We start from the raw sequence: 23,458 nt of genomic DNA, 5'->3' as shown, positions 1-23,458 counted from the left end.
ATGCCACCTCGAGCAAGCTGGCCGAAGAGCTGATGGAGCGCGCCCTGAAGCGGGGGGCGACGCAAGCGGCCGTCTCGCTGTCGCGCGCGCGCTTCGTCAAGCTGCGGCGACGACAGGCGAAGGTCGAGAGCCTCCAGGCCTCGACGAGCCGCGGGTTGACCTTGTCGCTCTACCTCGACGGGCGCTACTCGGCGAACAGCACGAGCTTCCTCGAGCGCGACGCGCTCGACCGATTTTGCGACGAGTGCCTCGCCATGACGCGCACGCTGGCCCCCGATCCGCACCGGAGGCTGGCTGACCCCGAGCTCTACGGGCCGACGCCGGGAGTGGAGCTCGACCTCTTCGACCCGGGGTACGACCGGCTGAGCGTGGACGAGCGCCTCGCCATGGCGGTGCTCGCCGAGGACGCGGCGCGCGCGGCGGGGGAGCGCGTGGTCTCGGCGGTGGCAGAGGTGAGCTCGCAGGCGAGCGAGGCCCTGCAGCTCCACTCGAACGGGTTTCGCGGGACGCACCGCACGACCTGGTTCGCGGTGAGCGCGCAGGTCACCGTCCGCGAGGAGGGAGACCGTCGCCCCGAGGACTACGCCTGGGCGGGCGCGCGGCACCTGGCGGCGCTCCCCGACCCGCGCGGGATCGGCGAGGAGGCGGCGCGACGGGCGCTCGAGCGGATCGGCTCGACGAAGGTCGAGAGCCAGCGCATGACGCTCCTCGTGGAGAACCGGGCCGCGGCGAGGCTCGTGAGCTCGCTGCTGGAGCCGCTCGCCGGCGGGGCGCTGCAGCAGCGACGGTCCTGCTTCGAGGGGAAGCTCGGCGAGGCGATAGGTGGCGAACGGCTGACGCTGGTGGACGATCCGCTCGTGCCGCGGGGGATCGGCTCGCGCACCTTCGACGGGGACGGGCTGCGCGCGCGGCGCTTTCCGCTGGTCGAGCAGGGGCGGCTGCGGGCCTACCTCGTGGACGTGTACTACGGTCGCAAGCTGGGGATGGCGCCCACCTCGGGGAGCACGAGCAACCTCGTCCTGCCGGTGGGAACCCTGGACCTCGACGCGCTCACGGCCGGGGTCGACCGCGGCGTGCTCGTGACCGGCTTCCTCGGGGGCAACGCGAACGCGGCGAGCGGGGACTTCTCCTTCGGCGTGAGCGGCTTCCTCGTCGAGAAGGGCAAGCGCGTGCGGCCGGTGAACGAGATGAACGTCACCGACTCGCACACCTCCCTCTGGCATCGGCTCGAGGCCGTCGGCAACGACCCCTATCCTTACAGCGCGTGGGCCATTCCCAGCCTGCGCTTCGACGGAGTACAGTTCAGCGGTAGCTGACGCGCACGGGGTCCCTCGGGCCGACGAGAGCGATGGAACAGAACGACTGGAAATGGGGCTGGAGGCTGTGGTCGCCGCGTAGCACCACGGAGGCGCTGGATACGCGGACCGGAGATCGCGTCGTCCTGCGCCTCGTCGACCGGCGGAACGGACGGACGCTGGAGCGCTTCGGCCCGAACGTCGGACAGCCGCTCGCGGCGCCCCCCCGCCACCTGGGACACCACGACCTGCCCGAGCTCGCGGGAGGGCTGCGTCTCGGCTGCTGGACACAGGACGGCTGCCACGAGCTCGAGCTCGACCGGCCCGAGGCGCATCTACAGCTCCTCGTGGCGGATTCGCGGAGCCTGGCCTGTGGCCCAAGCGACGACCCGGTGATGCGCCAGGGGGTGCTGCTGGTGCTCGCGCGCTGCTTGCGCCTCGCCGAGGGGATCGAGTGCGAGCTCGAGGCCACGGGGGGGGAGCCGGGGGCGCCGCTCAGGACGATCGCGCTCGCCGACGGTCCGGTGGTCACCGGCGGGCGGGTGCGGCTCGCCCCGGGCGAGAATTTCGTCGCCGTGGGGCGCATGCCCGAGACGATCCAGGTGGCAAAGGCGCTGAAGCGGCTGCGCCAGGCGACCTCGTACGTGACCTACTACGGCAAGGACCAGCTGAGCGGTCCGGCGCGCATGGGCCACGCCGTGCGCTGGAACGTCTGTTTCGACGAGCAGCGCCGCGACGTCTACCTGCCCGTGAACCGGGCCTGGGTCGAGATGCTGGCCCGCGTCACCGGCTGCGCGGAGCAGGCCAGCGGCCCGCTCTCGTTCACCTGGGACGTGGCGCTGTCGGTGCTCCTCGTGGCGCGCGCGACCCCGGCCCTCGGGCGCGGGCTTTTGCGGGCGGTGCTCGCCGACACGGAGGAGAGCGGGCGCGTGCCGGGGCTCAGGTTGGGACCGCATCGCTCGACGCGAACGGGGCCGCCGCTCCTGCCGCTCGCGGCCTGGTACCTCTGCTACGACGGCCACGCCGACTTCGCGGCCGAGGTCTTCCCCGCGCTCGCACGCGGACATCGCTGGCTGATGGAGCACCGGCGAGGCGGGGGCGAGGGGCTGCTCGCGTGGAGCGACGGCGGCGCGGACGGCCTCGTCACCGACGGCAACCCGCTGCACATCTCGGGCTGGGTCGGTGCCGCGTACGAGTCGGGGCTCGACGACTCGCCGATGTGGGAGGAGCTGGGGTTCGACCCGGTGGGGCGGCGACTCGGCCAGGCCTGTCTGGATCTCACGAGCCTCGGCGCGCTCTCGGCGCGCTGCCTCGCGGGACTCGCGGAGCTCATCGGCGAGGACCCCGAACCCTACCGCGCCGACTACCGGCGCATTCACGCCGCGGTGAACCAGCACCTCTGGGGAGAGGACGGCCGGTATCACAACCTGCGCCTCGACTGGGGGCGCGGCGGGGCGCTCACTCCGACGGCCTTCTATCCGCTCGCCGCGGGGCTGGCTCCGGCGGACCGCGCCCAGGAGACCGTGACGCGTGTGCTCGCGCAGCACGAGACCTTCTGGCGTCCGCCGGTACTCCCGTCCCTCGCGCGCAACGCCCCGGACTACGACGGCGACGGAGACTACTGGCGGGGTCGCATCTGGCCACCGATGAGCTTTCTGGTCTGGGCCGGCCTGCGGCAGAGCAGCCCGGCGCTCGCGTCGCAGCTCGCCGAGCAGTGCCGCGCCCTCTTCGACGGCGAATGGGAGCGACACGGTCACATCCACGAGAACTACTCGGCCCTCACGGGGCAAGGGGAGCCGCAGCCGGGGACCTACGCGCGAAGCTGCCCCATGTACTGCTGGGGTGGGCTCCTGCTCCTCCCCGACGTCGAGGGGCGCACGGGGAGTCCGATAGACCACCTGCCCCGCATCGCGTGCTGATGGGTCCGCGGCGAACGGTCGGTCGCGTGCCGCACGGTAGGGGACGGCTTCGATGACCTGCCCCCGCTGCGGCAAGCCCACGACCGACGACCAGCGCTTCTGCAGCCAGTGCGGGACGGTGCTCGGAGAGGTGGCGTTCTTCGATACCCTGGCCGCGGTGGGGCAGGTTCTCGACGGGCGCTACCGGCTGCGGTATCTCGTTGGGACCGGCGCGATGGGCGCCGTCTATCGGGCCGAGGTGGAGGGGCTCGGGCACGCGGTGGCCGTGAAGATCCTGCACCCCAGCCTGGCCGCCGACACCACGGCGCGCCGCCGCCTAGAGAACGAGGCGCGGCTGGCCAGCCAGATCGACCACCCGAACATCGTCTCCATTCTGGACTTCCGCTCGACGCCGGGGCTGACCTACCTCGTGATGGAGTACCTGAGCGGCGAGTCGCTCGCCGAGGTGCTGGCCTCCGTCGGTTACCTCGGCGTGCGTCGCGCCATTCACATCGCGCGGCAGCTCCTCGCCGCGCTCGAGGCCTCCCACCGCCTGGGGGTGCTGCACCGGGATCTGAAGCCCGAGAACATCTACCTCATCGCGCAGGCGGACCAGCTCGACTTCGTGAAGGTGCTCGACTTCGGCATGGCCACGGCGGGGCAGAATCCCGACGAGGCGCGGATCACCGCTCACGGGCACGTGTGCGGCACGCCCGCGTACATGTCCCCCGAACAGGCCCAGGGGCACGAGCTGACGCTGCACTCGGACCTGTACTCGGTGGGCGTCATCCTCTACGAGACGCTGACGGGCTCCAATCCCTTCCTCGGGGCGACGGCTCCCGACACGCTCCTGAGCCAGGTCACCCTCACCCCCGCGCGCCCGTCCACGGTCCGGAGCGACGCGCTGATCCCGCCGTACCTGGACGCCCTGGTGATGCGCGCTCTGCGCAAGTCGCCGACCGATCGGTTCGCGAGCGCGACGGAGTTCCGGCAGGTGCTCGAGGGACTCGTGCTGGCCCGCCAGCGACCCGAGCCGGGAGAGGACGAGGGTCGCGCGCTGGTCACCTGCCCCGAGTGCGGTCGGCCGATGCGCCTCACGGAACGGCAGTGCAGCGGGTGCGGTCAGGAGCTGCGGTCGGGAGCGCACAGCATCGAAGAGATCCTCCCGCCGGAGATGATCACCGCGCTCCAGGCCTCGGACGACGCGTCCGGGGAGATCCGCCTCGCGCCGACCTCGAGCATCACGCCCCGCCCCGCCCTCGGGTGGGACGTGCCGATGGTGGGCTTGGGGGCGGAGCTCGACCGCCTGCGGGAGCTCTTCGTCGGGCCCGCGGCGGGCCAGTACCTGCGCATCATCGGGGCCAGCGGAATGGGCAAGGGGAGGCTGGCGCGTGAGGCGGCGCGGATGGCCGAGCGGGCGGGGTTTGGCGTGGTCTGGTGCGAGCCCGACATGCTCCCCGGGTTCGCTCCGCTCGGGCCCCTTCAGCGCGCGGCGGCGCAGCTGCTCGGGCTGTCGGACCCGCCGGCGAACGAGGGGGAGCTCGAGGCTGCAGCGACCGCGAGCGGGTTCGAGGCCGCGCACCGCCGGGGGCTGGTGGAGTTCTTCGGCCTCGGGCCGCGCCCGAAGGACCCGGCGGACGTGCGCCGCGCCCGCCGCGCGGAGGCCTGGAGGGCGCTGCAGCGCTCGGGGACGCAGCGGCGGCCGATGCTCCTCGTCTTCCGGGACCTGGACCGCTTCGACGCCCCGTCGCAAGAGCTGGTGGCCGCGCTGGCCACGTTGACGCCCGGCAACCACCCGCTGCACGTGGTGGTGACGCAGGAGCCGCAGCTGCTCCTCCTCTGGCCCGACACGACGCGGACGCTGACCGTGCCGCCTCTGAGCTCGAAGGAAGCGACCGAGCTCGCCACGCTGCTCCTCGACCGGGCGCGCATCGCGGGGGATGCGGGGCGCGTGGCGGCGGCCTCGGGTGGCAGCCCCATGACGGTCATCGAGCTCGTGCGGCTCTTGGCCATCGACGCGGCGGTGCGCTTCCCACGCAGTCTCACCGAGGTGATCAACCAGCGCATCGGGCGGCTTCCGGCTATCGCGCGCATGCAGCTCCACGCCATGGCAGTGCTGGGACGCCCCTCGACCCCCAAGACCATCTCCACGCTGGTGAGCGAGGTGCAGGCCGAGCAAGGGGCCCTGGCCTTCCTCGCCGAGCAGGGCTTTCTCACGCTCGAGCGGTCCGGCTGGCGGCCCTCTCACCGGCTGCACCGGGAGATGGCCTACGCCTCGTTGCCGGCCGCGGTGCGCGAGGAGCTTCACCGCCAGGCGGCCGAACTCGCGCTCGACGAAGGGGCGGCTGCCGCCTTCGTGGGCTACCACCTCTACGAGGCCGGCGACGGACAGGCGGCGATCCCCTACCTGCTCGAGGCGGGGTGGCAGGCGGTGGAGGCGCTGGACGACGCGATGGCCGCGCAGCACTTCCAGCGGGTGCTGCGCGTGCTTCCCTCGCCGCCGGAGACCTTCCGCGGCAGCCGCGAGCCGTGGCTCTCGGCGACCCTGGGCGTCGCCACCGCGCTGGCCGATGGCGGAGACCTGCAGTCCGCCGTGGGGCTGCTCCGGGCCGCGGCGCAGCGCGCGGCGCGCGTGGGGTGGCGCGCCGAGCAGGAGCGGTGCGAGCGCCAGCGCCAGCGCCTGAGGGCCCGGGAGGACGCGGCGGGCAGCAGGCCGAGCTGATATTCTAGGACTATGATTCTAAAACGATGGATCGTTTTGGTGGCGGGGCTGGCGGCGTGTGGCGCAGAGCCTGTGGAGGAGCAGGTCGCTCCCGTGCACTGCAACCCGCTCACGCTCGACCACTGTTTCCTCCCCTGGCCCTCGAGTTTTCACCTGCGACGGGATTCGGCCACGCGGACCGGATACCGCCTGAGCTACGCGCCGGAGCTCCTGCCGCGGAGCAAGGGTGGCGCCTCCGTCGATACCAGCCGCTACGCCCTCTTCGACGGCTTCAGCGTGGGGTCGCAGGTCACCGTCTACTTCCGGTCGGGGGTGAGTCGGACCGGTCTGCCGCGGCAGCAGGACGCGGCGCGTTCCACGACCGCCGAGAGCCCGATCTGGCTCCTCGAGTACGACACCGGGCGCCGGGTGCCGCTCTTCGCCGAGACGGACGCGAACGCGGAGCGACCCTACGTGCCGGCGCTAATCGTCCGGCCGCTCGAGGTCCTGCGCCACGGCGCGCGCTACGTGGTCGCCCTGAAGGAGGGGCTCCGCGATGCGGCGGGAGAGGCGCTCCGGGCGCCCGAGCCCTTCCGTCGCCTGCGCGACGGCGAGGGGACCCGCAACCCCACCCTGCGCGCGGAAGGGGAACGGCTCGCGGAGGTCTTCGCCTTTCTCGAGCGGCAGGGCGTGGCGCGAGAGCGGCTGGTGCTGGCGTGGGACTTTCACACCGCGAGCGAGGAGGCGGTGACCGGGCCGCTGAAGCAGATGGTTGCCGACGGACTGGCGCGTGTTCCCACCGGGGGGCCGCACTACACGGTGACGCGCACGGTGGAGCACGAGGCGAGCGCGGAGCCGCACCTCCTGCGGGAGGTGCACGGGGAGTTCGAGGTCCCGTCGTACCTGGCGAGCGACGACCCCGAAGCCTGGCTGAAGCTGGATGCGAAGGGGTGGCCGAGCTACCGCGGAGCGCAGCGCTTCGGCTTTCGCCTTCACCTCCCCCGCTGTGCGGAGCGCGCGACGCGACCTCTGCCGGTGCTGCTCTTTGGCCACGGGCTCTTCACCTCGCCGGACCTCGAGATGTCGGCGCCCTACCACAAGAAGCTCATCGACCGCCTCTGCATGGTCGCGATCAGCACGCCGTGGGTGGGGCTCTCGGAGCCTGACCTCGGGCGGATCGCCCAGCGGGTGGTGACGGACTACTCGCGGCTGCCGCAGGTCACCGACCGCCTCTACCAAGCGCAGCTCAACCTGCACGTGCTGGGGCGGCTCGTGCAGGGAGAGTTCCTGAAGGACGCGGCGCTGGCGCTCCAGGGCTCGCCCACGACGGACGGTGCGGAGCGGTACTACTTCGGCGTGTCGAACGGGGGGATCCAAGGGGTCGTGGTTGCCGCGCTGAGCACCGAGGTGGAGCGCTTCGTCTTCAACGCGTCGGCCGGGTGGTGGTCGCTCATGCTCCAGCGCAGCTCGGATTTCGAGGCCTTCACGGTCTTGATGAAGCTGGTCTACCCGGACCCCCTCGATCGGCTGGTGCTCCTGCACCTCGGGCAGTCGCTCTGGGACGGGACCGACCCGATCAACTACGCGCGTCGGGTGATCTCCGCGCCGCTCTCCGGGCGAAAGGCGAAGCGCATCCTGCTGCAGGAGGCCAAGGACGACGATCAGGTGCCGAATCTGGCCACGCGCGCGCTGGTGCGGGCCCTCGGGTTGCCGCTGCTCGAGCCCAGCGTAGAGCCGGTCTTCGGCGTGACGAGCAAGCCGGGGCCGCTCGACGCCGCTTACGTGCAGTGGAATACCCGGCCGCCAACCGTGCCGCCCGAGGAGAATCTTCCGGCGCCGCGCCCGGAGGATAGCCAGTCGGGACACCGGGTCCTCCGGCAGCTCGATAGCTGTCACCGGCAGCTCGAACGGTTTCTCCGCCCCGGCGGGGTGGTGGAGGCGGCGTGCGGCGCGAGCCCCTGCGGCAAGGAATAGGGCAGCTCGTCGAGGTTGGTGGGTCAGGGCGGCGGGGTCAGTGAGATCAGTGAGTCACCGCGGTCGAGGGCTTCTCCTCGGGAGGGGCGTGTTCCTCGCAGCTCCCCGGGTGGGCCCGGTCAGCGACACCCCTGGGCGCGGCCGGTGGTCTTCTGCACGCACGCGTTCTGGCCGGACGGCTTGCACTCCGCAAAGACGGCAAGCCCGCCGCAGCCCGGCACCAGGCCGACCCACCCGTCACCGAGGCACACGCTTCCGCTGCGCTTGCAGAGGGCGAGGCTCGGATACTGCATCGTTTCGACGCTGTCGCAGTTGTAGTCGAAGTCATTGGTTCCCTTCGTCGGTGCCTGAAAGAAGTGCGCCTGGGTGGGGAAGGCGCTGGCGTCCTGGTCGTCGCAATCGGTGTTGTTCGTGACGTAGTACGGTCCCGGCTGCGAGCAGGTGTCGTACTGGGTCTTCGGGTCGCCGAAGCCGTCCTGATCCGCGTCGAAGAAGTAGCTGGTGGGGACGCAGCCCTGACACGCGCCGTTCACGCACCCGTCGGGACAGAGCTTCCCCACCGGGAGGCCGTCGTTGCACGACATGAGCTCGCTGTCCTTGCAGTAAGCGGGCGCCGCGGGGTCACACTGGTTGCAGCGCTTCGCCGGGGCGTTGCAGAGGTAGTTGCCGCACGAGACCGTCCGGGTGCCATCTCCCGTGCCGTTGCAGAAGAGCGTGGTCTTCACGCCCTGGCAGCCCAGAAACGCGTTCGGGGTGCAGCGCGGGGCATCCCAGCTGATCCTTGCGTCCGCGGGGCGCCCACGGTCGCGCGAGGAGGGTCGTCCGTCGACGAGGCCGGGTCGCGCATCCGGCTGGCGGCCGGGGCCGTCCTGGCGGGCGGTCGAGGCGTCGGCCGGCTCGGCGCTGCCGTCCGTCGCGGTGGAGCCGGGCTGAAAGCTCGGGTTCGGGGCCGTGCACCCGCACGCGAGGAGGACGGGTGCGACGAGGGACCAGCGCGGGGGCGTCCGGCCAGTGGGCTTCACGACTCGAAGTCTAGCACAGGGCGACGGGGTCGCACGGGGGGGTTCGCGTCTCGTCCCGGGCTCTCGTCCACCCGGCTCGAAGGGTCAGGCGGGTCGGACCCGCAGGGTGCCGCGGCGGGGGTTCACCTTCTCGACGAGCACGCGCAGCTCGGTTCCGACGGGCAAGGCGCCCGGGCCGGTCAGCAGCCCCTGCGCCCCGCACGAGAGAAGCTCCACGCGCGCCCCTCCGCCGGCCTCGCCCACCACGCGTGCGGGCTGCGGCTCGTCCCGCCGGGCGCGCGCCACGACCTCGAGCGCCCATCGCTGGGTCACCGCCGATTCGACGCGCTTCATCTCGAGCTCGGTGGCCTCCACGGTGGCGAGGACCTCGAGCAGCGCCTTCGCGTCGTAGGGGGGCGCCTCGCCGGCGACGAGCGCGCAGAGCTGTCGCTGCTGCACGAGGTCCCCGTAGCGCCGGAGCGGCGACGAGACCTGGCTGTAGGCTGCGACCCCGAGGCCCCAGTGCGGAGCCGGGTTCAGCGAGAGGCTGGCCGGTCGGAGAAACCCTTTCAGGCGGGCGAGCGCGGCGGGATCTTGCGGGTCCACCGCGGGGGCGCCCTCGAGCGGCGGGGGCTGGACGCGGTGGATGAGCGGCACACCGGCCTCCTGCGCGCGCTTCGCCGCGAGGTGATTGGCGAGGATCATGTACTCGGCCACCAGGGCGCGGCTCGGCGAGTCCGGCTCGATGGGGCGGACGTCGATGGCCGAGCCGTCGGGCGAGACCTTGAGCTTCCATTCGTTGCGGCGCAGGAGCAGGGCGCCCGCTGCCCGCCGGCGCGCTTGCAGGAGCAGGGCCGCGCGGTGGAGCAGTGCGAGCTCCGCGCCAGTGGCGTCGGTCTGAGGGCCTGCGAGGAGGGCGTCGGCCGCGTCGTAGTCGAGGCGCGCGCCCACTCGGATCGCGACGCGGCTCAGCTCGACACGCTGGACCTCTCCCGTGGGGTCGATCCACGCGGTGGTGCGCAGGGCCCCGCGGGGCGTATCCACCTCGAGGCTGCCGAGGTTGCAGCCGAGGCGCGGCGGAAGCATGTAGAAGGTCCCCGTGGGGAGGTAGACCGAGGTGGCGCGCCGGCGGGCCTCCACGTCGGTGGGATCTCCCGGCGCCACCAGCCGCGCGGCGTCGGCGATGTCGATCGTCACCCGCACCAGGTCCCCTTCGGCGGTGGCCGAGAGGGCGTCGTCCACCTCCCGCGTGTCGGGGTCGTCGATCGAGAAGGCCGCGCGCACGACGGGCTCGACGAGCGGTAGCGGGACGAGCGCCTCGACGTAGGCCAGGGCGCTCGGCGCGGGCTCGGGGCGCAGGTTCGCCTGCAGGACCTCGAGGTCGGCCGCCTGCCCGAGGTGGCCGCTCGCGAGCAGGAGCTCGAAGGCGTAGGCGCTGGGTTCCCCCGACAGCTGGCTCAGGGCCTGCTGGAGCGGTCGGTCGGTCGCGCCCCGGAGAAAGGCCTCGAGCCGCTCGCAGAGGGCCGCGTCCACGCGTTTCCCGCGAAGCGCCCGCGTCAGCTCGGCGAGCTCTTGCGCCGTGCGCCGTTCGAGCTCGCGCTGGGCCTCGAGGCTCTCCACCTCGGCCGCGCTGCGAGCCTCGAACCCGCGTCCCTTGCGGCGGAAGTGAAGTCGCTCCGCCGCGAGCGCGCGATAGACAGCCGAGCTGTGCGCCGGGTCGTCCACGTCGAAGTAGAGCCGCGCCAGCGCCTCCGGCTCGTGGGCTTCTCCCGCGCGCTCCTCCTGCACCGCGTCCCACAGGAGCCGCACGTCGACCTCGGCGGCGAGCGCCTCGAGCTGAGCGACGAGCTTGGTGATGGAGTCCCCGGCGTGGCGAAAGAGGACCTTGTCGGGGGCGAGGCGTGTCTGCCGCCCGCGTTCGTCGGTGAGACTGAGCCGCTTGGGCTCGCTCGCGGTCACGAGGCCGAGTGCGAGGCCCTCTTCTTCGAGGTATTCGACGAGGATTCCCACCCGGGCCTACCTGCGCCGGCTGAAGCCGAAATGGGACCAGAACTGCCACCACGGAGTCTGAGGTCGCCGGGCGGACGGAGGCACGAAGCGGCCGCGGGCCCGCAGCTCCTCGTCGAGTTCCTCCTGAAAGCGCCCGCCGTGGTAGGTCACCGTGAGATTCACGCGCGCACCGCCGCTGGCGCGGCTGGCCCGCGCCGCGAACCCGTCCTCGAGCTCGAGCAGCCGGCTCATGGCTGCCGTCGTGGGTCGGCCTTCCACGTAGCGGTGCTCGAAGATCACGATGCCGAACCCCTGCCCGAGCTCCTGGGGCACGACGGGGGGCTCGTCCGGGCGCCCCGCGAAGGAGTGCAGCTCCACCTCACTCCGGCTGAAGGAACCGCTCCCTTCGTCGCGCGAGAGCCGCACTCCCCGGCCGAGCGGAAGGCGCGCCGGTGCGGGGAGCGCGAAAGGCTGCACTCCCAGGGTCACGAGCGGGGGGGGGAGCCCGAGCTCCGAGAGCCGGCGGAAGGCGAGCGCCTCCACGTCGTCGTAGCGGGGCATCTCTCCTTCGTGCTCGGGGGCGGACCCCCACGGCAGGTCGGGGTGCTGCGCGCTCTCGCGGGGGCCCGACGCGTCGCAGACGGCCAGGCGCAGCCGGTAGCTGTTGCCGAGCAGCTCGGAGCTGACGGCGGTGGTTCCGAGGTCGCGGGCCAGCTCTTCCGCGACCCACGGAAGGTCGCTCACCCAGGCGCGCAGGCCGCAGATCGCGATCCAGCCGCCCGTGCTCGGGGAGAGCGTCACGGGGGGGGGTTCGCCCAGGATCCCTTCGGGGTCGGCGCGGCGCTCGCTCCCCGAGAGGATGCGGTCCACGGCGTCCACGAGGGGAGCGGTCTCGAAGGCCTTCACGTAGACGTTCGTGGCCATCCACGCCATGGGTCCGTATACCACAAGGCTCCCGGCTTCGCCCCGTCCGCGTTGGTGGTGTAAGGTGCCGGGATGGTGCGCGTTGTCTAGGTGACGGGTGACTCGATCCGAGGGTGCAGAGGCCAGCGGGGCGCCCGGCGCGGGGACGGAGGTCGCGTCGCTCGAGGAGGCGCTCGTGCGGCGGGCGCAGCGCGGGGACCCCGAGGCCTTGCGCACGCTGCTCGGGCAGCAGGCCGAGGCGCTCTTCGCGCGCGTGATTCTGCCGCGGGTGGGCGATCGGGCGACCGCGGAGGACCTGCTGAAGGCGACCATGGTCACAGCCATCGAGAAGCTGTCTACGTTCGTCTGGCAAGGGCGGAGCATCTATTTCTGGATGCGGCAGATCGCGGTGCACAAAGTCGTGGACCATCACCGGGCCACGCAGCGGCGGCGGCGGCTCGCGGATCGCGTGGCGGCCGAGCCGGAGCCCGCGACGATGAGCGCGGGGCCGTCGGGGCCGGAGGACGCGCTGCTGGTGGAGGAGGAGCGCCGCCTGAACGCGACGCGCGTCGCGGAGGCGCTGGCGGGGTTGAATCCGCGCTACCGGCGGGCGATCGAGCTGCGCCTGCTCGAGGAGAGGCCTCGAGAGGAGTGTGCCAAGCTGCTGGAGGTCACGCTCGGGACCTTCGACGTGGTGCTCTTTCGCGCCGTGCAGGCCTTCCGCAAGGGATTTGGTGAGCCATGAGTGGTCGGGACGGATCGTGGCCGGAGGACGAGGCGCCGCCCACCGAGGAAGAACTCGAGCAAGCCCGGGCCTTCGGGCAGAGCCTCGACGGGAGCGAGGCGCCGCGCCCCGAGCAGCGCGACCTGCGGGCCGCGGCGGAGATGCTGCGGGCCTCGGTGCGAGAGGAGCGGCTCCCGAAGGAGCGCAAGGTGGCGCTCGTGGAGCAGGCCGTGGCCGAGCGGCGCGCGGCGACCCCGGCGCGGCGGCGTTTCGGGCTGAAGCTCGGGGGAGGGATCGCCCTCGCCGCGACCCTGCTCGTGGCGCTGAACGTGGGCCTGATGATGTCCAAGCGTGCCGAGGCGCCGATGCCGGCGGCCACCGCGCCGCTGCGCGAGGCCCCGGTACGCGCGCCGAGCTCGCTGTCGCGTCCGTCGGATGCGCTCCTCGGGCAGCCGATCCGGGATCGGGCCGGCGCGGCGCGACGCATCGACCTCGTGTTCGCGGATCGGCTGAGTCACCTGCGGGCCCGGTTGCTCGCGGGGGAGGAGAGGGAATGAGACGCTTCACGGCTGTCCTGGGCCTGCTCCTCGGAGGCGCCGCGCTGCTCGCGTGCTCGCAGCAGGCGGAGCGCGCGGCCGGGAACTGCTGTCCGTGCGAGGCTTCCGCGGGCGCGTCCGGTAGCGCGAAGGCGCGTGCGGCCGACCGGGCTCTCGTGAGCTGGCTCGCCACGGCGCGCGCGTACCACCACCAAGCGGACCTGCACCTGCAACAAGGCGAGTCCGAGCGTGCGCTCGCCGCCGTGCGCGAGATCCTCAAGCTCCCGGCCGAGAAGGGCTGGCTCGAGGCCGAGGAGGTGCGTCTCGACGCCGTGGCCCGGCTCGGGAAGCTCCTGGCCGGCGCGGACAAGGTCCCCGAGGCGTTGCAGGTAGTGGAGAAGGAGCTCGCCGAGGCGCACCGACCGTCGTTCTACCTCGCCAACCTGCACGCCGTGCGCGGCGAGCTCCTGGAGCTCGAGGTGAAGCGGCGCGAGGCGCGGGGCGCGAAGGAGGCGGCGCGAGAGGCGGCACGGGAGGCGATCCAGGCCTTCGAGCGCTCGATCGCCCTGAACAAGGAGCTCCAGGCGCAGCTTCGCGAGCGGAAGGCACCATGACCAGCGGGTTGCGGGGGTGCGTGGCAGCGGAGCGAACGGCGCGGGGCGGCGTCCGGACGGCCGGGTCGCGGCTGGCCGGGGTGGGAGTCGCGCTGGCGCTCGCGGCGGCCGGCTGCGCGATGGGAAGCCGAAGCATGCCCGGAGCGGCGAAGAGCGTCGCCGACCCCGGCTCCGAGCTCGCCGCCCTCGAGGGGGAGATCGCGCGGGCGCGTCACGCGCTCGGTCTGCCGCCGCGCCCGCGCCGAGAGGTCGTGGGGGGCCGGGAGGGCGCCCAAGATGGAGCCACCAGCCTGAAGGCGGAGCCCCCCGCGCGGGAGCCAGGGCCCTCCGCGTCCGTCGAGGCAGCCGAGAGCGGGGAGGGCGCGGCCGGCCAGAAAGCTCCGGAGCCCTGCCGCCACACGCGGGCGATCTGCCACGCCGCGCGCCGCATCTGCGGCCTCGCGGACTACCTCGGCGAGGCGGACGCGCGTGGGCGCTGCCGTCGCGCGCAAGAGGATTGCACCGAGGCGCAACGTCACACGCGGTGCGCGGTCCGGTAGCCGTCCTAGTCCGCGCCGAGCTCCTTGAGCACCTCTTCGTCGTTCTCGTCGGGCTGGTCCTGGTCCTCGGAGCTGAGCGGCTGCCCCGCCGCGAGCTTGGCCTCGCGCCGCTTGCGCCGGCGGTCGGCCGCGTAGCGATAGATCTCTTCGGTCAGTCCTAGGGCGAGGTAGGCCGAGATCAGAAAGACGAAGACGAACGAGGCGCGGAGTTTGGTCGTGATGACGATCGATCCGGTGATGAGAAAGAAGATCACCCCGAGCGTCTTCTTCGTCAGGCGCAGGTGCTTGAAGGTGCGGAAGCGCACGCGGCTGACCATCAGATAGGAGAGGATGACCACCAGGGTGGCGATGGCCCCCTGGCTGTAGAGCACGTACTTGCCCCCCACGCGGTGGTGCACGACCACCAGCGAGACGATGACCGCGGTGGCCGTGGGGACCGAGAGGCCGATGAAGAACTCGTCGGGGCCCGCGACCTGTCCGCTCGCCTTCTCCGTCTTGCGCAGGGTCAGGACGTTGAAGCGTGCCAGGCGGAAGGCGGCCCCGGCGACGAAGAGGAAGGCCACGGAGAGCCCCCAGAGGCCGAAGCTCGTCAGCCCCCACTTGTAGACCAGGAGCGCCGGCGCGGCGCCGAAGGTGATCACGTCGGCCAGCGAGTCGAGCTCGACCCCCAGCACGGACTGCGTCTTGGTCAGCCGGGCCACGCGGCCGTCGAAGAGATCGAAGAAGAAGCCGAAGCAGATGGCCAGCGCCGCCTCGTAGAGGTGTTGCTCGTCCGGACCGCCCGAGCAGAGCGCGATCGCCAGAAATCCGCAGAAGACGTTGGCGAAGGTGAAGAGGTTCGGCAGGATGAAGAGGGTCTTTCGGAAGTTCATCCTGCCAATCCCCGCGCGCGGAACCCGTCGGGACTATACCTTATAGCCGTGCCTCGTCGCGAGTCGAGGCGTGCGCGTCGAGCAAGACCCGGACCATGGACAGCCCGTGCGGCGGGAGCGTGGCGCCGGCGCGGGTCCGGTCCCCGCTCGCGAAGAGCTCCTCGATGCGCGCGACGGGCATGCGCCCCGCGCCGATGTCGACCAGCGTGCCGGCCACGATGCGCACCATGTTCTTGAGAAAGGCCGTCCCCTCCACGTCGAGGTGGAGCAGCGGCCCTTCGTCGTTCACCGTGCAGCGGAAGAGCGTCCGCACGGTGGTCGGGCGGTCGCAGTCGGCCGCGCGAAAGGCGGCGAAGTCGTGCGTGCCGACCAGGAGCCGGCCGGCCTGGGCCATCGCCACGAGGTCGAGCGGACGAAAGAGGTGGTGCGACCGCCGGTGGTGCAGCATCGAGAGCTCGCGCGCGCGCCAGATCGTGTAGCGGTAGTGCTTGCCCTGGTTGTGGTGGCGCGGGTTGAAGTCGAGGCCCACCTCGCGTACGTCGCGGATCGAGATGTCCTTCGGCAATAGCGCGTTCAGGCCGCGGCGCAGGCCCTCGCACGAGATGCGGGAGCGGGTGCGCACGCACGCCAGCTGGCCCTCCGCGTGAACCCCCGCGTCAGTGCGACCCGCCACGCGGAGCCGCGCGAAGCTGCGCGTGAGCTCGGCCAGGCGCGCCTCGATAGCGCCCTGCACCGTCGGCCGATTCGGCTGGTACTGCCAGCCGGCGTAGTCGGTCCCGTCGTAGGCCACAACGAGGAGCAGGTTGCGTTCGGGAGGGTCCGGGGGAGCGAGAGGCTCTTGGGGCTCGGGGATCATCGTGGCGCGGGGCGCGCGAGGGCGCGACCGTCGAAGACTACGGCGCCTAGAATTCGAACGCCAGGCCTGCCTGCCAGGTCGTGGCCCCCACGCGCAGCGCGTGCTTCGCGCCGAGGCCGTCCGAGGCGATGTGCTGAAACTCGAAGAAGAGGTACGTGTGGTTGATGCCGAGCTCGTTGTCCAGGTTCTTGGCGGCGCTGGGCTCGAAGATGTCGAGGAGCAAGGCGCCGCCGAGGTTCACCTGCCAGCCGAAGGTGCCGCCGGCGGCCTTGTGTCCCTCGAAGCTGGCCACGCCGCCGTCTCCCTTGAAGATCCACCAGCGCGTGTAGTTCAGGCCGAACTTGGCGAAGGGGACGAGCGGGACCTTGAAGCGCTTGGCCAGCACGTCGAAGCGGTAGACCGCGAGGAGCGAGATCGGAAAGAGGGTGATGCCCGTCTCGCCGGCCGAGGCCGCCGTGCCGCCGCCCGAGCCCGTGTCCTGCAGCGCCTGCGCCGACTTGCCGTAGTAGCCGAGCTGGAGCCCCGCGCCGATGCTCCCGAAGCCGCCCCAGAACTGGTAGTCGAGCTCGCCGCGGATCATGAGCCCCGTGCCGTCCCCGAAGATGTCCTTGAAGGGGGTGGCGCTGCCGCCGAACTCGCTGTCGATGTTCGGGGCGTAGGGGCCGAGCTTGAACTCCACGGCGAAGTGCTGCGGGCTGGCGTAGCTCGGTTCGCCGTTCTTCTCGGCGGCGTGGACCGGAGCGGTCCGAGACCCGACCAGCCCCACGGCGAGGGCGCAAAGCGCGATCCTCGAGATCATGGCGCGTCCTTCTTCGCGGCGCCGGCGCGGCGTCGCCGGGTGGTGCGTCGTGCCAGCCAGACGCCGCCGAGGACGAGGCTCGCGAGGAGCAGCGAAGCCACCGAGACGACGGTCTGTCGGGCCCCGCCGCGTCCTTCGCTCACCGCGCACCCCTCGGCCTGACCGCCCTTTCGTTTGTAGCGCTCCCAGAGGTCCTCCTCGAGGTGCGGCGTGGCTTCACCGAGCTCGGCCGGGAGGCTCGGGTTGCCCCGCTGGTCGATCGACACCACGTAGAAGCGGTAGGCCAGGCCGTTCTCGAGGCCGGCGATGTCGTAGCTGCCGGCCGACTGGAAGCCCGCGGAGCAGATATAGCGGGGGTCCAGCTCGGCGATCCCGGTGGGGAGCGAGCTGCTCGCGTCCGGCGAGAGCGCTGCCTGGTCGGGGGTCCCCGCGTCTCGGGGGCCGGCCTCGGTGGCTCCCGCCTCCTTCGTGCCGGCCTCCGCGACGCCGCCATCGCGGGGCGCCGCGTCGGCTGCGCGGCTGTCGGCCCTCGGGCTGCCGCCGTCGCTCGTCGTGGCGCTCCCTCGGCACTGCTTGAGCAACGCCCGGGTCTTGTACTCCGCCCCCGGAGGGCTCGCGAGCACCGGCTGGCCGTCCTTCACGCGCTCGCAGAGGAGCTGGTACTTCACGTTCTTCTCGGCGGAGGTGGTCGGCTGCTCGAAGCTCACCTTGACCAGACTCTCCCCCGCCTCGGGCGCTCGGGTCGTCCCGTCGCTGTTCTTCGCGGCCGAAGGGGCCACGGGGCGCTTGGTGTCCACGGAGTAGGTCAGCTTGCTCGCGTTCTCGGTCCACTTCTCGTCGTCGACGTCGGTGAAGACCGAGATGGTGTAGTCCAGCTCCTCGCTGGCCTCGCACGAGCCGCCGCTCTTCGTCATGAGCTGCGCGGCCGAGGTGTCGATGAAGAGATCGGTGCGCTGCTCGTTGAGTTTGCCGGCGAAGAGCACGCGGCACTCGGGCTTGATCTTGTTGTCGGTGGTGGTCAGGCAGCTCTGACCGCTCACGATGCGCAGGCGCCCCTTGGCCGCCAGGTCGGGGGTGATGCGCACGATCACCTTGACCGGGTGGTCGCAGCGGCAGCGGGCCAGGTTGAAGTATTCGAGGAGCTTCGAGGTGGCGATGCGGCCGTCCGCGTCGTCGAGCTCGATGGCGCGGACCGCGAAGGCCCCATGGGCGGCCGACGGCGCAAGCAGGAGGGCGGCCCACGCGAGGAGAAACCCCACACGACGAGGAGAGCGGAACGTACGCGGCATCGGGGAGTTGTTCAGCAAGCGATGTGCCACCCTCGAGGGGGCGTGGAGTTGAGTTGTGGCGGGGCCTTGGCCGCACCGAGCGGAACCTAGCCTGGCCAAGCCGTGCCAATCTGTCAAGAATTGCCGCGAGCGGGCCGCCAGAACGGCAGGTGGGCCCGTGCCGTGCGACGATCTACAGCGCCCCTGCTGCGGCGAGGTGCTCGGCGATCTGGACCGCGTTGAGCGCGGCGCCCTTGCGCAGGTTGTCGGAGACGACCCAGAGGTTCAGCCCGTGCTCGACCGACGGGTCACGCCGGACGCGCCCCACGTACACCGGGTCGGTGCCGGCGGCGAGCCGCGCCAGGGGATACTTTCGGGCCGCAGGGTCGTCGATCAGCGTGACCCCCGGGGCCTCGGCGAGGAGCGCCCGGGCCTCGGCCGCCGAGAGCGGTCGCTCGAGTTCGACGTTGACCGACTCGCTGTGCCCGATGAGCACCGGCACGCGCACGGTGGTCGCGCTCACGCGCAGGTTCGGCAGGCCGAAGATCTTCTGCGTCTCCTTGACCATCTTCTGCTCCTCGACGCTGTCTCCGTCGGGGAGGAAGTCGCCGATCTGCGGAATGCATTCCATCAGGATCGGGTGGGGGAAGACCTTCGGCGCAGGTTGCGTCGCGCCGCTGGCCCACGCGGTCATCTGCTGCTGGAGCTCTTCCATCGCCTTCTGGCCCGCGCCGGCCACCGCCTGATAGGTAGAGACGACGATGCGCCGGAGCCCGGCCGCCTTGCGGAGGGGGTCGAGCGCCACGACCATCTGGATGGTGGAGCAATTGGGGTTGGCGATGATCCCCCGCGGGCAGGCGAGGGCCTCGTCGCCGTTCACCTCGGGGACCACGAGCGGCACGTCAGGGTCCATGCGGAAGGCGCTCGTGTTGTCCACCACCTTCGCGCCGGCCTGGGCGGCGAGGGGAGCGAACTCACGGCTCACCGACGCGCCCGGTGAGAAGAGGGCGACCTGCACGCCGCGGAAGCTGTCCCGGCCGAGCACTTCGACGGGGAGCTCGCGGTCCCCGAAGCGGACGCTCTTGCCGGCCGAGCGGGCGGAGGCCAGCGCGACGATCTCTCGCACCGGGAAGCGGCGCTGCCAGAGCACCTCCAGCATCTCGTGGCCCACGGCTCCCGTGGCTCCGACGACGGCGACGCGATAGCTCATCGATCCCTCCTTGCGCTCCGTGGACCCGCCGCGGGGGCGCTCGCAGCCTCGCGCAGGGCGAGCTCGAGCTGTCCGACGAGCCGGCTCAGCGTCTCGAGCTCGGCGCGCGCACCCTGCACCGGCGAGAAGCGGGCCCGATAGTAGCAGTCCGTCACGTCCCCCACCAGCGGCGCCGCCGGGAAGCGCTGTTCGGCGAGCGCGCGTGCGAACTCTCGCGGGGTGACGCTCTCCGGGCGCGTGCGGCCCGCCCGCGTGAGGAGCGCCGTGGCCCGGCGATAGAGCTGCGCCGCGGGGTGGGGTCTGCCGCGGGCCTCGCCGCGCACGGGGTCGGAGCCGCGCCGCCTGCGCCGCCGCCACGCCACGACGACAAGGAGGCAGGCCAGTGCCGCGCCTCCGGCACCAAGGAGGAGCCTGCGGTGGCGCGCAAACCACGAGCTCCCCTCGCGCTTCGCTCCGCGGCCGCTGACGAGGCGCTCGGCGCGGCGGAAGAGGGCCACCTGCTTGCCGAGGTCGTACTCGACCACGTAACGGAACCAGCGCAGGCGCAGCGTATCGAGGAGCTGGGTCACGCTGTTCAGGAAGCCGGCTGGGGCGGGGCGCGCCACGGCCCCCGTCGGCGTGGCGTCGAAGGCCACCCACCCCACGTTCGGAAAGAGCACCTCGGTCCAGGCGTGCGCGTCCCCCTCGCGCACGGCGAGGTACTTGCCGTAGCCGTTCCACTCCCCGCCGGCGAAGCCGTTCACGTTGCGCGCGTGGACCCCGCCCGCACGCAGGAGCACGGCAAAGGCCGAGGCGAAGTACTCGCAGTGTCCCTGGCGGGTCTCGAAGAGAAACTCGTCCACCGGCTCGCGTCCGGGCTGGTGCTGGAGCGCCAGGGTGTAGCGGTAGTTCGTCGTCAGGTAGCGCTGGACGGCGAGCACCTTGTCGTAGACCGTGCGATCGCTTGCCACGAGGCGGCGACCGAGGGCGCGAACCCGCTCGGGAAGCTCCGGGGGCAGGCGCAGAAACCGCGCGAGGCGGGGGCCCTCGAGCGCTTCTGCCGAGCGGAGGAGCGGCGCCGCGGGGCGCTTCGGCTGCGAGAAGACGACGTAGTGCACGCCGGCGGTGCGCACGCGGTCGGCGCGGAGCTCGCCATGCGGGCCGCGGCGCGGCAGGAAAGGGGGACGCAGCCCGCCGGGGGGACGCGGCACCTCGACCGCCACGGGGCGGTCGGCGCCGAAGAGCACCGTCGAGTCGAGCGGCTCGAGGTACACCTCCTGCCGGAGGAGCCGCTCGCGAACCAGGCGCGGGGGCGGCTCGGCGGGGAGGCCTGGAGCCGGGTTCACGAGGTAGAGCCCTTCCGTCGGCGCGATCGGCACGGTCGTGCCGGCGAGCCCCGCGCCGTGGCTCCAGGTCCCGTCGCGGTAGGCGTCGTAGACCGACCCGCGGAAATAGAGGAGCGGCGGCCGCTTCCCCTCCGGGAAGACGATCCGCATGACGACCTTCGGGTTGTCGCGCACCGTGCCGTGCTGCCCGAGGGCCACCTGCTCGCGAAAGCCGGCCATCATCACGCCGCCGCGCTTCTGGCCGAAGAAGAGGCCGAAGCCCACGCGCGGGAAGAAGGTGAAGAGGAGCACCGAGCCGAGGAGGATCACGAGCGAGATGAGGGAGGTGCCGGCGAGAAACCCCGGGCCGACGATTCGTCGCGAGGCGAAGATGCGCTCCACGTCCACGCGCTCGCTGCGTTCGTCCTCGCCGTGCTTGAGGAGGTAGTTCTCCTCCATCTCGCGCCGCAGGTGGAAGAGGATCAGCGCCCAGGTGGCGAAGACGACGTAGAGCACGAAGCAGACGGCGTACGAGAGGCTCGTGTTGAGCACCGTGCCTGCCACGAGGAGCAGGAGGCTCACCACGTAGAGCTGCTGGTAGTCCTTGCTCGTGCGTCGGTTGAAGAGCTTGTTCACCAGCACTGCGAGCAGAAAGTGCACCCCGGCCTCGATCAGCGGAGCGCCCGAGAGGACCTGCGCCCCTTGCACGAGCAGAAAGACGAGCGTGGCCACGTTCCAGGCCGCGGCGAGGCGTGCCGTGGGCCAGCGCGGGGGCTCGGCGAACCAGCTCAGGAGGAGGGCGAGCGGGGGGAGGAGGCGCGCGGCGGGGGAGAGCTCCGGGCTGAGGAGCACCGCCGCCAGGGCGCTGCCGACCGTGAGGTAGGCGCAGAGCTTGTGGAGCGAGGAGAAGCGCATCAGCGGGACCCTCCGGCCGCCGCGGAGGGGGGCGCGGCAGAGGGGCGCGCGGTCGAGGGGGGGCCGGGGCGCACGAGGATCGTCTCGCCGGAGAAGCGCGACGGAGGCGTGAGGGGGGCCTCGGCCGGGACGAAGGCGAGGAGCGCGAGCGCGCGCAGGAGGTGGTCGAGCTGCCCAGGCCCGGAGCCGAGGGGCACGCTCCCCGTGCGGGTGGCGAGCCCCACGGCGTAGCCTCGCTCGAGGTAGTGCGTGGCGAGCGAGGCGGCGCGCACCACGGCGCGCTCTTGCGCCTCGAGCTCCTCGGCGCCGAGCGCAGCTCGATCGACGCCGTTGTCGAGCAGGATCATCAGCCGCTGTCCGGTCGGTTCCTCGTGCTGGCGCACGAAGGGGCGACCGAGGCGGGCGCTCTTGCGCCAGTGAATCTCTCGCGGGTCGTCGCCGGTGCGGTACTCGCGCAGGGCGTGGAACTCGCCCCGGCGGGCCAGCCGCACGCCGAGCCTGTCGTCTCCCTCGCGGGCGCCGCGCTCCTCGGGCGAGAGCGGCTCCACGGCGGGGTAGACGACCAGCTCGAGCGGCGCGTGGTGCCTATAGCTCTTGAAGAAGAGCGCGAAGGGGAAGCGCGTGCCGAGTACGAGCTCGGTGAGCGTGTAGGCCCCTCGACGCGGGAAGGTGTGGCGGTACGAGGTCTCCTGCGAACGGCGGGCCGGGACCTTGAGGAAGTAGCACTTCTTGTCGAGGGGCCGGCCCTCGAGCAGGTCCTGGACCTCGACGGAGAAGGAGGGGAGGCGACGCTTCGTGTTCTCGAGCGTCACCGTGGCGAGGACCGGCCGTCCCGCGTAGACGCGCCTCGGGAACCTGCGCCGGGCGGAGAGCCCGAGGAGGCCGAGCTCGGAGAGGACGCCGCTCCCCACGATCAGCGAGAGCAGCATGCCGAGGACGAGGTAGAGGAGGTTGTTGCCGGTGTTGATCGCTGCGAAGCCGATGCCGAGGGTCAGCAGGACGAAGTACTTCCCCTCGCGGGTGAAGCGCAGCCGGGGGGCGCGGTAGCGGGGCTTCACGGCCTTTCCGTGGGCTCGGTGGGCGGGGCGATCACAGAGGGACGGGGAGGCGAGCCAGGAGCTCGGCGATCACCTGCTCGGCCTCGTCGCGCCCTTGCGCCAGCGCCTCCTGCTGCCCGGAGAGGATCACCCGGTGCGCGAGGACGCTCGGCGCGAGCTGCTTCACGTCGTCGGGGACGCAGTAGTCGCGTCCCTGCACGAGCGCGAAGGCCTGCGCCGCGCGATACCAGGCGATGGCCCCGCGGGTGCTCACCCCCAGCGCCAGGTGCGGAGAGCGCCGCGTCTCCGCCACCACCGTCATCACGTAGTCGAGGAGCGCCGGATCCACGCGCACCTGATCCACGACCTCCTGCATGGCGCGCACCTGGTCGAGCGTGACCACCGGCTCGAGGCTCGCCACCGCGTCGAGGCCACCCCCCTCCGCGATCAGCCGCCGCTCGTCGTCGTGGGCCGGGTAGCCCATGGTGACGCGCAGGAGGAACCGATCCATCTGCGACTCGGGGAGCGGATAGGTGCCGAAGTGCTCGACCGGGTTCTGCGTGGCGATGACGAGGAACGGCGACTCGAGCGGGTAGGTGTGATTATCCACTGTGACCTGCCCCTCGTTCAGGGCCTCCATCAACGAGCTCTGCGTGCGCGGCGTGGTGCGGTTGATCTCGTCGGCCAGCACGACGTGGGCGAAGATCGGCCCCGGCTTGAACTCGAACGCCCCCGATTCGGCGCGATAGACGTTCACCCCGAGGATGTCCGACGGGAGGAGGTCCGAGGTGAACTGGATGCGTCGGAAGGTCCCGCCGAGGCAGGCGGCCAGCGCCCGCGCCAGCGTGGTCTTGCCCACCCCGGGGACGTCCTCGATGAGCACGTGGCCGCGGGCGAAGAGCGCGGCGAGGAGCAGGCGCACCACCTCGCGCTTGCCGCGCACCGCGCGCTCCACCGCCTGCTCGATCCGCTGCACCACGGCGGGAGAGACCGCCGCGCTCTGCTTCGCCTGGGGAATCACGG

General features: G+C 72.0%; 19 protein-coding genes. 8 read left to right on the top strand and 11 right to left on the bottom strand.

Features of this window, described 5'->3' with window-relative positions; all coding sequences use genetic code 11:
- The first annotated feature begins 32 nt into the window (after nt 1-32).
- The 4 genes from IT371_10385 (at nt 33) to IT371_10370 (ending at nt 7,868) form a co-directional block, all read left to right on the top strand.
- On the top strand, nt 33-1,316 hold the full coding sequence (locus IT371_10385; GenBank protein ID MCC6748056.1) for a TldD/PmbA family protein: 1,284 nt from the start codon (nt 33-35) through the stop codon (nt 1,314-1,316).
- A gap of 32 nt (nt 1,317-1,348) precedes the next feature.
- Nucleotides 1,349-3,214: a hypothetical protein gene (locus IT371_10380; GenBank protein MCC6748055.1), complete on the top strand. Its 1,866-nt coding sequence runs from the start codon at nt 1,349-1,351 to the stop codon at nt 3,212-3,214.
- 52 nt (nt 3,215-3,266) lie between these two features.
- The gene (locus IT371_10375) at nt 3,267-5,915 is read left to right on the top strand and encodes a protein kinase (GenBank protein ID MCC6748054.1); all 2,649 of its coding nucleotides are present in this window, start codon (nt 3,267-3,269) and stop codon (nt 5,913-5,915) included.
- 93 nt (nt 5,916-6,008) lie between these two features.
- Entirely contained in the window at nt 6,009-7,868 is a 1,860-nt protein-coding gene (locus IT371_10370) for a hypothetical protein (protein MCC6748053.1), read from the top strand.
- Nucleotides 7,869-7,987: 119 nt separating this feature from the next.
- Here the strand turns inward: IT371_10370 and IT371_10365 are convergent, their stop codons facing one another.
- From IT371_10365 to IT371_10355, 3 genes are all read right to left on the bottom strand, one after another.
- The gene (locus IT371_10365; GenBank protein ID MCC6748052.1) at nt 7,988-8,890 is read right to left on the bottom strand and encodes a hypothetical protein; all 903 of its coding nucleotides are present in this window, start codon (nt 8,888-8,890) and stop codon (nt 7,988-7,990) included.
- An 84-nt stretch (nt 8,891-8,974) separates the two neighbouring features.
- Nucleotides 8,975-10,879: an RNB domain-containing ribonuclease gene (locus tag IT371_10360; protein MCC6748051.1), complete on the bottom strand. Its 1,905-nt coding sequence runs from the start codon at nt 10,877-10,879 to the stop codon at nt 8,975-8,977.
- Between the two features lie 6 nt (nt 10,880-10,885).
- Nucleotides 10,886-11,782, bottom strand: coding sequence for a hypothetical protein (locus IT371_10355; protein MCC6748050.1), 897 nt, complete (start codon nt 11,780-11,782; stop codon nt 10,886-10,888).
- A gap of 97 nt (nt 11,783-11,879) precedes the next feature.
- On the opposite strand from IT371_10355, the gene IT371_10350 reads away from it, so the two are divergent.
- Genes IT371_10350 through IT371_10335 form a run of 4 tightly spaced genes read left to right on the top strand, consistent with a single transcriptional unit; the run spans nt 11,880 to nt 14,174 of the window.
- Nucleotides 11,880-12,506 carry an RNA polymerase sigma factor gene (locus IT371_10350; protein ID MCC6748049.1) on the top strand — a complete coding sequence of 209 codons (627 nt, stop codon included), beginning with the start codon at nt 11,880-11,882 and terminating at the stop codon, nt 12,504-12,506.
- The gene (locus tag IT371_10345) at nt 12,503-13,042 is read left to right on the top strand and encodes a hypothetical protein (protein ID MCC6748048.1); all 540 of its coding nucleotides are present in this window, start codon (nt 12,503-12,505) and stop codon (nt 13,040-13,042) included. The genes IT371_10350 and IT371_10345 overlap by 4 nt, the downstream gene beginning before the upstream one ends.
- Complete coding sequence (locus tag IT371_10340) at nt 13,039-13,635, top strand: hypothetical protein (GenBank protein MCC6748047.1); 597 nt, start codon at nt 13,039-13,041, stop codon at nt 13,633-13,635. The genes IT371_10345 and IT371_10340 overlap by 4 nt, the downstream gene beginning before the upstream one ends.
- Nucleotides 13,632-14,174: a hypothetical protein gene (locus IT371_10335; GenBank protein ID MCC6748046.1), complete on the top strand. Its 543-nt coding sequence runs from the start codon at nt 13,632-13,634 to the stop codon at nt 14,172-14,174. Before IT371_10340 ends, IT371_10335 begins: the two co-directional genes overlap by 4 nt.
- A gap of 5 nt (nt 14,175-14,179) precedes the next feature.
- On the opposite strand, the gene pssA is transcribed toward IT371_10335, so the two are convergent.
- The 8 genes from pssA to IT371_10295 all read right to left on the bottom strand — a co-directional run bounded on the left by pssA (nt 14,180) and on the right by IT371_10295 (nt 23,414).
- A complete protein-coding gene (gene pssA / locus IT371_10330) occupies nt 14,180-15,046 on the bottom strand; it encodes a CDP-diacylglycerol--serine O-phosphatidyltransferase (protein MCC6748045.1) in 867 nt (288 codons plus the stop codon).
- Nucleotides 15,047-15,086: 40 nt separating this feature from the next.
- Nucleotides 15,087-15,902, bottom strand: a complete 816-nt coding sequence (truA, locus tag IT371_10325) for a tRNA pseudouridine(38-40) synthase TruA (GenBank protein MCC6748044.1) — start codon at nt 15,900-15,902, stop codon at nt 15,087-15,089.
- A gap of 46 nt (nt 15,903-15,948) precedes the next feature.
- Nucleotides 15,949-16,701 carry a hypothetical protein gene (locus tag IT371_10320; protein ID MCC6748043.1) on the bottom strand — a complete coding sequence of 251 codons (753 nt, stop codon included), beginning with the start codon at nt 16,699-16,701 and terminating at the stop codon, nt 15,949-15,951.
- On the bottom strand, nt 16,698-17,990 hold the full coding sequence (locus IT371_10315; protein ID MCC6748042.1) for a hypothetical protein: 1,293 nt from the start codon (nt 17,988-17,990) through the stop codon (nt 16,698-16,700). The genes IT371_10320 and IT371_10315 overlap by 4 nt, the downstream gene beginning before the upstream one ends.
- A 172-nt stretch (nt 17,991-18,162) precedes the next feature.
- Nucleotides 18,163-19,179 carry an aspartate-semialdehyde dehydrogenase gene (locus tag IT371_10310; GenBank protein MCC6748041.1) on the bottom strand — a complete coding sequence of 339 codons (1,017 nt, stop codon included), beginning with the start codon at nt 19,177-19,179 and terminating at the stop codon, nt 18,163-18,165.
- On the bottom strand, nt 19,176-21,398 hold the full coding sequence (locus tag IT371_10305) for a DUF3488 domain-containing protein (protein ID MCC6748040.1): 2,223 nt from the start codon (nt 21,396-21,398) through the stop codon (nt 19,176-19,178). The genes IT371_10310 and IT371_10305 overlap by 4 nt, the downstream gene beginning before the upstream one ends.
- On the bottom strand, nt 21,398-22,456 hold the full coding sequence (locus IT371_10300; protein MCC6748039.1) for a DUF58 domain-containing protein: 1,059 nt from the start codon (nt 22,454-22,456) through the stop codon (nt 21,398-21,400). The genes IT371_10305 and IT371_10300 overlap by 1 nt, the downstream gene beginning before the upstream one ends.
- Before the next feature lie 31 nt (nt 22,457-22,487).
- On the bottom strand, nt 22,488-23,414 hold the full coding sequence (locus tag IT371_10295) for a MoxR family ATPase (protein ID MCC6748038.1): 927 nt from the start codon (nt 23,412-23,414) through the stop codon (nt 22,488-22,490).
- Between the last annotated feature and the right edge of the window lie 44 nt (nt 23,415-23,458).

Source organism: Deltaproteobacteria bacterium (genome assembly GCA_020848905.1).
Taxonomy (GTDB): domain Bacteria; phylum Myxococcota_A; class Polyangia.
The sequence above is the reverse complement of the archived record's forward strand: the minus strand, read 5'-3'. Positions and strand labels throughout refer to the sequence as shown.

Excerpts from the sequence above, each read along its gene's own strand:
- truA (MCC6748044.1), bottom strand. The coding sequence starts at position 15,902 with ATGATCCCCGAGCCCCAAGAGCCTCTCGCTCCCCCGGACCCTCCCGAA.
- IT371_10375 (MCC6748054.1), top strand. The coding sequence starts at position 3,267 with ATGACCTGCCCCCGCTGCGGCAAGCCCACGACCGACGACCAGCGCTTC.
- IT371_10380 (MCC6748055.1), top strand. The coding sequence starts at position 1,349 with ATGGAACAGAACGACTGGAAATGGGGCTGGAGGCTGTGGTCGCCGCGT.
- IT371_10340 (MCC6748047.1), top strand. The coding sequence starts at position 13,039 with ATGAGACGCTTCACGGCTGTCCTGGGCCTGCTCCTCGGAGGCGCCGCG.
- IT371_10335 (MCC6748046.1), top strand. The coding sequence starts at position 13,632 with ATGACCAGCGGGTTGCGGGGGTGCGTGGCAGCGGAGCGAACGGCGCGG.
- IT371_10345 (MCC6748048.1), top strand. The coding sequence starts at position 12,503 with ATGAGTGGTCGGGACGGATCGTGGCCGGAGGACGAGGCGCCGCCCACC.
- pssA (MCC6748045.1), bottom strand. The coding sequence starts at position 15,046 with ATGAACTTCCGAAAGACCCTCTTCATCCTGCCGAACCTCTTCACCTTC.
- IT371_10385 (MCC6748056.1), top strand. The coding sequence starts at position 33 with ATGGAGCGCGCCCTGAAGCGGGGGGCGACGCAAGCGGCCGTCTCGCTG.
- IT371_10355 (MCC6748050.1), bottom strand. The coding sequence starts at position 11,782 with ATGGCCACGAACGTCTACGTGAAGGCCTTCGAGACCGCTCCCCTCGTG.
- IT371_10315 (MCC6748042.1), bottom strand. The coding sequence starts at position 17,990 with ATGCCGCGTACGTTCCGCTCTCCTCGTCGTGTGGGGTTTCTCCTCGCG.
- IT371_10310 (MCC6748041.1), bottom strand. The coding sequence starts at position 19,179 with ATGAGCTATCGCGTCGCCGTCGTCGGAGCCACGGGAGCCGTGGGCCAC.
- IT371_10305 (MCC6748040.1), bottom strand. The coding sequence starts at position 21,398 with ATGCGCTTCTCCTCGCTCCACAAGCTCTGCGCCTACCTCACGGTCGGC.
- IT371_10320 (MCC6748043.1), bottom strand. The coding sequence starts at position 16,701 with ATGATCTCGAGGATCGCGCTTTGCGCCCTCGCCGTGGGGCTGGTCGGG.